Below are 10,843 nucleotides of genomic sequence, written 5' to 3'. Positions count from 1 at the left end.
CTGAGGATATGCGATTTTTATACCCCTACATACTGCTCTTGCTCGTGCCTCTCGCGCTCCTCTTGGTGTGGGCATTCTTGAGGATCAGGAGGGACAAGAAGAAGCTTAAGAACTTCGGTGAGACAGAGCTGGTTCGCCAGCTGATGCCCGATCTCTCTCTGAGACGAAAACTGACGAAGGACATCCTACTCATCGCCTCCGGTATGCTCATCGTGGTGGCGCTTGCCCGCCCACAGGTGGGATCAAAGCCGGAGAAGGTAAAGCTGGAGGGCATCGAGATGATCGTCGCTCTCGACCTCTCCAATTCGATGCTTGCCAAGGACGTTACCCCGAGCCGTCTCAAGTTAGCCAAGAACATAGTGTCTCGCATGACGGACGAGTTGGCTAATAACAAGATCGGTCTGATCTACTTCGCCGGGGAAGCCTACATCCAGCTACCGATCACGTCGGACTTCGTCTCCGCCAAGATGTTTCTCCAGTCTGCTGATCCAAGCCTCATAGCTGCTCAGGGGACCGTTATCGGTGAAGCAATCAAGCTGGCTACCAGAGGCTTTTCATCGGACAAGGAGGTGAAGAAAGCGCTGGTGCTGATCACCGATGCGGAGAATCTTGATGGAGATGTGGAGGAGGCGCTTCAGGCTGCTAAGGAGAAAGGAATCCTCATCTCCGTCCTCGGTGTAGGGACTGAGGAGGGTGCACCGATCCCGATGGGGAATGGTGAGTATCTGACGGACGAAGAGGGTAAGGTGGTCGTTACTCGCCTCAATCAGCAGCTCGCCAAGCAGATTGCTGAGACTGCCGATGGGGTTTATATCCATGCTCAGGATGTCTCCGGAGCTGTCCGACTCCTCAAGAAGAGCCTCGACAGACTGCAGAAGTCGGATATGAGTACCACCGTCTACCGATCCTATGCGGATGTCTATTATTACTTCCTGATACCGGCGTTGCTCCTGCTCATGATAGACCTGCTGATGCTGGATCATAAGAATAGGTTCCTCAGGCGGTTTAATATCTTTGACATAAAGCGTGATGATGAGAAGTAAGTACTTGCTGTCGATCCTCTTTGCCACTCTCTTCTGTCTCCCCCTGTGGGGGCAGAAGCAGGTCCGGGACCTGACCCGCAGCGGCAATAAGCTCTATCGCTCCAAGGAGTACTCCAAGGCTGAGATAGACTACCGCAAGGCTCTTGAGTTCAATAAGAGCGACCGCACCACGATCTTCAATCTTGCCAATGTCCTCTACCGGACCGATCGAGGAGAGGAGGCAGGCAAACTCTACCAGTCTCTCGCTCCGCACCTGTCTCTGCTCACTCCTACTGAGGCGGCCGATCTGACGCACAACGCCGGCAACACCGCTTTCCGAACTAAGCAGCTGGAGCAGGCGATCGAGTACTACAAGGAGTCACTTCGTAGGCGCCCCTCCGATGAGGACACGCGCTACAACCTCGCTCTCGCTCAGAAGCTACTGGAGAATCAGAAAAAAAATGGCGGTGGTGGACAGGATCAGAAGCAAGATCAGGATAAGGATCAGAAGAAAGACCAGCAGGATCAGAAGAAAAACCAGCAGGATCAGCAGAAAGATCAGCAGAAGCAACCTCAGCAGCCCAGTCAGGATCAGATGTCTCAAGAGACCGCCAGTAGGATCCTCCAAGCCCTCCAAAAGGATGAGAAGAATACCCGGCATAAGCTCGAGCAGGCTCAGCAGCAGAGAGGGCGCAGTCGTCGCAAGAATTGGTAATCCACTATGTCTCGTAGAGTATTTTATATAATCGCAAGCCTCCTCATCCTCTCCCTGACTGCTCAGGCGACGGATAAGGTAACTGTACGGGTCTCACCGCCCCAGGAAGCGGTCGTCGGGGAGCCCTTCAGGATCCAGCTGATCGTGAGTGACAAGGCATCCGATCCTCAGTGGGCGTTCCCATCAGGATTAGAGGTCCTATATGGACCTGCGGTGAGTCGATCCTCGAGTACCAGCATCATCAATGGTAAGATGTCCCGCTCCTCCTCAACCTCATTCACCTACACTCTGATAGCTGATCATGCCGGCTCCTACAGCCTCCCCTCCGCTACTGTCAAGGTCGGAGGCGCCAGCTATCGATCGGGGGCTACGACCTTCAAGGTCTATGAGCCATCTGCCGCCTCTCCTGGAGCCTCCGGATCAAGTGCATCCGGCGATGAGGGTGAGGGTAAGCTCTCCGACGCTGAGGCGGTCCACCTGAGCAATGATGCCCTGCAGGTGGTGGCTAATGTGAGTAAGACGACCGTCTATGAGCAGGAGGCCCTCCTCGTCACCTACAAGCTCTACTCGAGATATCAAGGGATCCAGATCGAGAGCGCCAACTTCCCCGAGTACGATGGATTTGTCAAGCAAGAGATCCCACAGACTGGTCCGCTACAGCTCGACATAGAGCAGTATCGGGGCAAAAATTACTACACAGTGACGCTCCTCCGTCAGCTTCTCTTTCCTCAAAAGCCCGGTAAGCTCAGCGTCCCATCAGGTTCCTTTGGCCTCCTTGTGACGGTTCCCTCGCAGAATAATGATCCCGAGGACTTCTTCTCCGGCTTCTTTGACTCCTACCAGAGGGTTCGGAAAAAGGTGACCACCAAGCCCTTTACGGTCAATGTGAAGCCCCTCCCTATGCCGAAGCCTGACGACTTTACAGGAGCTGTCGGCGACTTCAGGCTCACCTCCGATGGGCTTCACCAGCCTGTGAAGACCGGTGAGAGTGTACAGATGAAACTGACTCTCAGTGGTGAGGGAAATCTTAAGCTGTCTACCCTCCCTGAGGTGCAGTGGCCCGAGGGCTTTGAGGTCTATGATCCTCAAGAGGAGGACGACATCCAGGTCACGGCGGGAGGAGCATCCGGCTGGAAGTCCATCGAGTACTTCGCCATCCCGAGGTACGAGGGTACCTATACCATTCCCGAGGTTACCTACTCCTACTTTGACCCCAGGACTGGGTCCTACAAGCGTGAAGTGATCCCTGCACAGAAAATCCAGGTAGAGAAAGGCAGCGGATCGGCTGTGTCGGATGGCTCTGCCTTCGGTAGCCACGATGCCCTCAAGCGCTTGGGCAACGACATTCGTTACCTCAAGCCTACCGGCAGGCTTACCCATCTTTCACGAGTCAGCCTCAGGACATACTGGCTGCTCTATGGCGTGGTACTCCTTATAGGTATGATTGCCTTCTTCCTCATTCGCTCCCGCCGAGCCGGATCGGTCGAGAACTCCCACAATCGTGCCCGTCGTGCCGGCAAGATGGCGCGAAAGTATCTCAAGCTGGCGGAGAAGGAGCGCGCCAAGGGCGACAATATGGCCTACTATGAGGCACTCCTCAATGGTCTCAATAGCTACCTCTGTGCCAAGCTCCATATCGCGCCCTCCGATCTCTCTAAGGAACGTATTGCGGAGGTCATGCGAGTTAATGGCTTGTCCGATGAGCTTGTGAGCCGGACCCTCTCCGTACAGTCAGACCTTGAGCTGGCTCGCTTTGCACCCTCAGAGGAGGGAGGGCTAAGGGATGAGCTCTACAAGACCTCATCGGAGGTCATTGATGGCATTGAGGCCTCTAAAATCAAGATCATAGACTGATGAAACGACTACTGATACTTCCCATCCTTCTCCTCTCTATTTCCCTCAGTGGAGTTGCCTCTGCTCAGGAGACGGCTCCTACAGATAGTACCGACGTCGTGGCACTCACTGATGGCGCAGTCTCCTCGACCGACATCAAGAGACTGATGGATGAGGCAACGACTGCGTATGGTGAGCAAAAGTACAGCCTCGCTATATCGATCTACGAGAAGTGCCTCAGCCTCTCGCCTGAGCCCTCCGCCGAGCTGTACTACAATCTCGGCTGTGCATACTATAAGGATGGTCAGCTCTCCAGCGCCATCCTCAGTCTCGAGCGCGCCTACAGACTGGATCCCTCTGACGCTGACACCCGCTACAACCTTGCCTTCCTCGCCGACCATATGGCCGAGAAGGTAGAGCAGCCCCGATCACAGATGCTCTCACGGATGATGGACGGGATGACGCACTGGTTCTCTCTACCGGTATGGATGAGCCTTGCCTTAGGCTCCTTTGTGATCTTTATCCTACTCATTTTCCTCTTTGCTTACGGACGTAGTGAGACTAAGAGGCGTATAGGCTTCTATGCCGGGTTAGTCGCTCTCGTACTATGCCTGGTCCTCAATCTCTTTGTGTACCGATCTTATCGGTTTATCACTGATCGCTCTGAGGCGATCCTGACGGCCCCTGTGATCACTCTGCAGAGCTCTCCCGACTCCTCGTCGCAGGATATTGCGGTAGTGCACGAGGGGCATAAGGTTAGGGTGCTGGGTAGAGTAGGGGGCTACGCTGAGATACGACTTGCTGACGGGACAGTCGGCTGGGTCCCCGAGGAGACCTTTGACTTAATCAACGACTTTAGCGACTGATAGAATGGTAGAGAATTTAGCCCTGCTGGAGCGAGACTTTTTTCTCTGGCTCAATAGCCCTCACAGTGCCTATTTGGACTCGGTGATGTTCACCTTCTCCGACAAGCGGATCTGGTACTTCTTCCTGATCTTTTTCTTCACGTTGCTTTTTTATCGGCAAAAGGCCAAGGAGTGCCTGTTGCTTATCCTCTTTGTCGCACTGATGATGGTGATCTCTGACCAGCTCTCTTCGGCTGTCTTTAAGCCTTATTTCCAGCGCTTCCGCCCGACCCTTCATCCCTTTACGGAGGATGTCGTCAAGACGGTCATGGGACACTCAGGAGGAGGTCTATACGGCTTTATCTCCGGTCATAGCACCAACTTTGCAGCCCTTGGGGCCTTCACGATGTTGCTGATGAGGCATAGGGGCTATTCCATAATTATGACGATCGTTGTGCTGACTACGATGTACTCACGCGTCTACTTAGGTGTCCACTTTCTCTCAGACGTCATCGCGGGGTGTCTCTGTGGTACCCTCGTCGGTATTATGATGTACTACCTCTATCGTGAGACGCGCCACAGCTTTTTCAAGATCCCAGATCGACAGAAGTCGGTCTGCTATATAACTCCTCGCAGTAGGATCGATAAGATTGCACTCTCTCTTGTGATCCTATTCCTCGCCTTTTGGATCTTGGGACCTATCGTATACCCCATCTTGTATCTCTAAACTTAACATTATGACAAAAAACTATCAGGCGATCTTGGATGCATTCCCTATCGAGGGTGAAGTAGTTGGCGTAGAGCCTTTTGGGAATGGTCATATTAATGATACTCTCCGTGTTACAGTTAAGTGCCCTGATGGTGTGGAGCGTATCAAGTATGTCCTCCAGCGGATCAATCATCAAGTCTTCCGGGATGTAGACACCCTTCAGCAGAATATATTCACAGTCACAGAGCACATTAGGAAAAAGCTGGAGGCTGAGGGTGATCAGGACGTTGGCCGACACGTCTGCACATTCCTACGCACGAAGTGTGGGGAGCGCTATACCTCTTACGAGGGAGCCTACTGGCGCGTGATGCTCTATATCCCTGGATCACTTACCGTGGATACAGTCACACCGGAGTCTGCACGATCTGCCGGGAGGGCCTTCGGACAGTTTCAGAGCCGTCTTGCTGATGTGCCGGAGGGCACACTGGGTGAGACGATCCCCCGCTTCCACGATATGGCATTTAGGCTCAGAGAGCTCTCTGATGCCATCCGAGAAGATCGTGTAGGTAGAGCTGCTGAGGACCGTGTACGTAAGCTTGTCAAGGAGCTGGATGATCGCTCCGATGATATGTTGATCCAGGAGAGACTGTACGAGGAGGGAAAGCTACCTAAGCATATCAATCACTTAGATACAAAAGTGGATAACATACTCTTCGACAAAGAGACCGGAGAGGTGCTGACGGTGATTGACCTCGATACCGTGATGCCCGGCTTCATCCTCTCCGATGTCGGAGACTTCATCCGCACTGCTGTGAATACCGGTGCCGAGGATGAGACCGATGAGTCCAGGATTGGTGTGGATATGGAGATATTCAAGTCGTATGTGGAGGGCTATATGTCCTCAGCAAGTAGCTTCCTCACGGAGACGGAGACACGACTTATCCCCTACGGCGGTCGTATGATGACTTATATGCAGGCGGTCCGATTCCTGACCGACTACATCAATGGGGATACCTACTATAAGACGGACTACAAGGACCACAATTGGGATCGTGCGTGGGCTCAGTTTGTCTACCTGACACGCTTAGAGGCTAAGGCCAAGGAAATGAGTGACTTTATGTCACACTGGCTGTAAGCGTCTTATTCGCCTGACTGAAAAACCAAGTTCCTCAGTTAAGAGTCACATACATTGGTCCGATGCCATTTTGCAATAGTCTGATAGCGACCACCTCCTCAGGGGTATTTCTTATACCGGTATTAGTATTCTCTAATACCGGTATAAGGATTCACTAATATCGGTATTAGATTTCTCTCAGATCAATTTTGGTTTTAGGGGGAGTCCCTGCCCTTGAGTACCCTTTTGTGGTCATTCCTTAGTTGCACGAGCGTTGGCATTCCATAGGGGGCATTGGGCTAAAAATTGGTATTTTTGCAACTGATCGTGATGTCACGATTGGTTGAGAAGATAAGCATGCAACGAAGTAACTATAAGCGCCTGGAGCGTGGTATGAGCTGGCTCGTCTTTGCCATCTCTGCCATCGTCTACTGGGTGACCATGGAGAAGAGTGCCTCGGTATGGGACTGTCCGGAGTTTATCACCACCTTCCATAAGTTAGAGGTGGGACACCCGCCGGGCGCGCCATTCTATATGCTGGCGTACAATGCCTTTGCTGAGCTTTTCCCAGCTCATGGCGATTGGATTGCCATTGCGGGCAATGCGCTGAGTGGGCTCCTCTCCGGTCTGACGATACTACTTCTTTTCCGGACGATAAGCCACCTGATCCGGCGGTCCTTTATCCTCCGCACTGCCTCGTGGCGTGAGGAGGCTGAGATGCCTGCCGACTATGCGTGGATCGCTCTGGGTAGTGCCCTGGTGGGTTCGCTCACCTACGCCTTCACTGACACATTTTGGTATAGTGCGGTGGAGAGTGAGGTGTATGCCTTCTCGAGTTTCTTCACAGCTCTCGTCTTCTACCTCATACTGAAGTGGGAGGAGACGCGCAATCCGATCAAGGAGGATCGCTGGCTCCTGCTGACAGCGTACCTTATGGGACTGAGTGTGGGTGTGCACCTGCTCAATCTGCTGGCTATCCCTGCGATGGCACTGGTGTACTACTTCAAGCGGACGGAAAAGGCAACGTGGAGGGGTGGACTGGTAGCTACGCTACTGTCCTTTGTCCTCATCGCAGTGATCCTCTTTGGGATCATCCCGGGTGTGCCGGAGGTGGCGGGATACTTTGACCTCTTCTTCGTCAATACCCTTGGTCTCAGCTATAATAGCGGTCTGATCTGCTACGTCCTCGTGCTGGCTCTTGTGATGGGGCTCACCCTCTATGCATCGATGAGACGACCCGTGCCGATGACACTCCTCCGGGTGGGCTTCCTCTCCACCTGCATCCTGCTCGGGATCCCATTTATGGGGAGCGGTTGGGTCGTCCCCATCATCGTGATCGCTGCCATCGTCTGGTATTTGTGGTACTCCAAGCGGACAGATGCTCACAGGCTAGCTCACCTGACGATGGCGATGGGGCTTCTCTTTGCCGGTATCAGCACTTATGGCGTGATCCTTGTGCGAGCCAACTCGGATATTCCGATGAATCAGAATACTCCTGCTGATGTCTTTGCCCTCCGATACTACCTCTCGCGTGAGCAGTATGGTAGTACTCCCCTCATCTATGGTCAGACCTACGCCTCACTGCCGGAGTACGACGCCCAAGGGCGTCCGGTGACCACTACCAAGGTCACCTATGCCCGGGCGAATAAGCTCTCTCCCGATGATCCCGATCACTACGAGCGTCAGGAGAGTAGCTCGCTGGTCTACCGGAGCGATATGAAGATGCTCTTCCCGCGCGTCTACAGCAATATGATGCCACACTTCAAGGAGGGGTATGAGATCTGGGGTGAGGTGAAGGGTGAGACGAAGACGGTCAATCAAGCAGGCAAGGTGGAGACGGTGACGCTACCGACCTTCGGGGAGAACCTCCGTTACTTCTTCTCCTACCAGCTCAATTATATGTACTGGAGGTACTTCCTTTGGAACTTCTCCGGTCGCCAAAATGATATACAGGGGCAGGGAGAGCTGACGAAGGGTAATTGGATCACAGGTATCCCCTTCATCGATGGGCTCTTCCTCGGTCCACAGACAGAGCTGCCCTCCTTTGTGACCGACAATCCCGGACACAACCGCTACTTTATGCTGCCCCTCATACTCGGTCTTCTCGGACTGATTGCTCAGTTGCTGAGCCGACGTGAGCGGAGTAGGCAAAATTTCTGGATCATCCTCTCGCTCTTCTTTATGACCGGTATAGCCATCGTGCTGTATGTCAATCAGACGCCTTATCAGGTGCGCGAGCGAGACTACTCCTACGCGGGGTCTTTCTACGCCTTTAGTATCTGGATCGGGTGTGGTGTCTTCGGTCTCTATGACCTCATCACCGGGGAGAGAAGCAGGAAGAAGAGTGCTCTGGCTCTCGTTCTGACAGCCCTCTGCCTCCTCGTGCCGACCTTAGTGGCGTGGCAAAACTGGGACGATCACGACCGCTCAGGGCGTCGTCTCGCAGCCGATACGGGGAATAACTACCTCAATAGTTGCGAGCCAAATGGGATCATCTACTGCAATGGAGACAACGATACCTTCCCCCTCTGGTATGCGCAGGAGGTGGAGGGAGTGCGGACTGACCTGAAGGTCTGCAACTCCTCCTACCTGCAGGCGGACTGGTACATCGAGCAGATGAAGAAGCAAACCTACGAGGCGGCTCCAATGCCCATTACTTGGGGTCTGAAGGAGTATGGGGGTGACAAGCGTGGCATCGCTTATGTGGTGCCGGTGATGAGGGATACGCTGGAGCTGAGGCACGCACTTGACTTCATCGGCTCCGATGACCCCTCCACCAAGGATATCCCTGGTATTGTGCAGAAGGTGGACTACCTGCCCAGCACTAAGGTGGCCCTTCGTTACGACCCTGAGGATCTGATACATCGCGGCATCCTTTACCCAAGTGATACAGCGCTTGTGAAGGGTCCGGTGACGCTCTATGACTTTGCGGGCAAGAGCTATCTCGGCAAGGAGGAGCTGGTCTCCTACGATATGATCGAGGCTAATCAATGGAAGCGACCGATCTACTTCTGCATCACGGTCGGCGAGTCCAATCGCATGGGACTTACCCCTTACTTCCGACAGACCGGTATGGCCTATCAGGTGCTCCCGATCCGGACCAAGGGGACCTCGAGTGAGGTCGATGTGGAGCGGATGTACACCAATGTGATGGAGCGCTTCCGCTGGGCCGGAGCTGATCGCGCAGAGACCTATATGGATGAGAATGCCCGGCGAATGCTGGAGACGTACCGGAGCATGATCTTTGCTCCGCTGGCTAAGGGACTTATAGCCCGTGGTGACTCGATCCGAGCACGGGAGGTGCTGAAGCGATCCAGGACTGCCATCCTCGATGAGGTGGTGCCTCATGGAGCCTCCTCACTTCCCCTCGTGGGAGCCTTCTACGATGCAGGGATGACTGCTGACGCTGAGGAGATCACCTCGCTGATGCTTGATCGGAGCCTGAGAGACCTAGACTGGTTCTTCCGTCTCAGTGACAGGGACTTCATCACCTGTATGCCTGAGATTGAGCGTGAGATCATTGTTGCGGAGGAGCTCATGCGGCTCAATCGCACCCATGGTGGCGGTCTGGAGACGAAGTATGGCAAGGACTGTGACTACTACAGCAAGGCTTACCTGCAGATATACAACCAGCTCTCCGGGGCATCGAAGCAATGACTCAAGACCTGCGACCGCTCATCCGTGAGGCTGGTAGGGAGTATGGCTTTGATGCAGTAGGCTTTGCTCGGCTCGGCGAGGTGTCGGATGAGCACCAGTCCTACCTCGACCACTGGCTTGAGGAGGGCAAGGAGGCGGGTATGAGCTACATGTCCAAGAATGTCGAGGTGAGGAAGAATCCCATCGACAAGATCCTCCCGGGTGCTCGCTCGGTTATCGTGGTGGCAGCTTCGTATTATCCCTTGAGGCAGCAGCCCAAGGAGGCTCCGCAGGTGGCTAAGTATGCCTACGGACCGGACTACCACGATGTGCTGACGGAGGCACTGGTACGCCTTGGCGAAGGGATTAATGAGCGAGTGGCGCCACACTCATTTCGCTGCATCTCAGGCAGTGTACCTTTCCTCGAGCGGTATTGGGCGAGCGAGGCGGGTATAGGCTTCATAGGGAAGAATCGCTGTATGATCATCCCAGGGATGGGCAGCTTCTTTTTCCTTGCTGAGATGCTGACGACTCTTGATCTGGAGTCGGAGCATCCGGTCCGTAGACCGCTCTGTGGCTCCTGTCATCGTTGCCTGGACGCCTGTCCGACAGGTGCGCTCTCACCGGAGGGGATGGATGCTCGACGCTGTGTCAGTTACCTGACTGTCGAGCACCACGATGAGGTGTCGCCGGAGCTGAGTCGACGGATGGGTAATAGGCTCTTCGGCTGCGACAGCTGCCAGGATGCCTGCCCTTTTAATCACCGACCACAGCCGACTAAGCTCTTCCCCTCCTACGATACGATCCTCGACCTAAGTCGCGAGGATATCACAGAGATGTCGCTGGAGGAGTACCACAGAATATTTCAGCAAAGCCCTGCCCGCAGAGCTAACTATAAGTGGATGACGCGCAACTGCCGGCTTTGGCTGGAGAATAATCCTCCCACCGACGCTGATAATTGAGTACCTT

Annotated in this window: 8 protein-coding genes; all 8 read left to right on the top strand. The window is 54.1% G+C overall.

Annotated elements, in window-relative coordinates; all coding sequences use genetic code 11:
• Positions 1 to 8: 8 nt before the first annotated feature.
• Positions 9 to 1,043, top strand: coding sequence for a VWA domain-containing protein (locus QZR17_RS01505; protein ID WP_297126749.1), 1,035 nt, complete (start codon positions 9 to 11; stop codon positions 1,041 to 1,043).
• Positions 1,030 to 1,737 (top strand): tetratricopeptide repeat protein, encoded by a 708-nt coding sequence (locus tag QZR17_RS01500; protein WP_297126746.1) that lies wholly within the window; start codon positions 1,030 to 1,032, stop codon positions 1,735 to 1,737. The genes QZR17_RS01505 and QZR17_RS01500 overlap by 14 nt, the downstream gene beginning before the upstream one ends.
• Positions 1,738 to 1,743: 6 nt before the next feature.
• The gene (locus tag QZR17_RS01495; protein WP_297126743.1) at positions 1,744 to 3,591 is read left to right on the top strand and encodes a BatD family protein; all 1,848 of its coding nucleotides are present in this window, start codon (positions 1,744 to 1,746) and stop codon (positions 3,589 to 3,591) included.
• The gene (locus tag QZR17_RS01490) at positions 3,591 to 4,436 is read left to right on the top strand and encodes a tetratricopeptide repeat protein (protein WP_297126739.1); all 846 of its coding nucleotides are present in this window, start codon (positions 3,591 to 3,593) and stop codon (positions 4,434 to 4,436) included. Before QZR17_RS01495 ends, QZR17_RS01490 begins: the two co-directional genes overlap by 1 nt.
• A gap of 4 nt (positions 4,437 to 4,440) precedes the next feature.
• A complete protein-coding gene (locus tag QZR17_RS01485; RefSeq protein ID WP_297126737.1) occupies positions 4,441 to 5,142 on the top strand; it encodes a phosphatase PAP2 family protein in 702 nt (233 codons plus the stop codon).
• A 10-nt stretch (positions 5,143 to 5,152) separates the two neighbouring features.
• The gene (locus QZR17_RS01480; protein ID WP_297126734.1) at positions 5,153 to 6,259 is read left to right on the top strand and encodes an aminoglycoside phosphotransferase family protein; all 1,107 of its coding nucleotides are present in this window, start codon (positions 5,153 to 5,155) and stop codon (positions 6,257 to 6,259) included.
• A gap of 336 nt (positions 6,260 to 6,595) precedes the next feature.
• Positions 6,596 to 9,895, top strand: a complete 3,300-nt coding sequence (locus QZR17_RS01475; protein ID WP_297126731.1) for a DUF2723 domain-containing protein — start codon at positions 6,596 to 6,598, stop codon at positions 9,893 to 9,895.
• Positions 9,892 to 10,836, top strand: coding sequence for a tRNA epoxyqueuosine(34) reductase QueG (gene queG, locus QZR17_RS01470; RefSeq protein ID WP_297126728.1), 945 nt, complete (start codon positions 9,892 to 9,894; stop codon positions 10,834 to 10,836). The genes QZR17_RS01475 and queG overlap by 4 nt, the downstream gene beginning before the upstream one ends.
• Positions 10,837 to 10,843 lie beyond the last annotated feature (7 nt).

It is taken from the genome of uncultured Porphyromonas sp. (assembly GCF_900541275.1).
GTDB lineage: Bacteria > Bacteroidota > Bacteroidia > Bacteroidales > Porphyromonadaceae > Porphyromonas_A.
The sequence above is the reverse complement of the archived record's forward strand: the minus strand, read 5'-3'. Positions and strand labels throughout refer to the sequence as shown.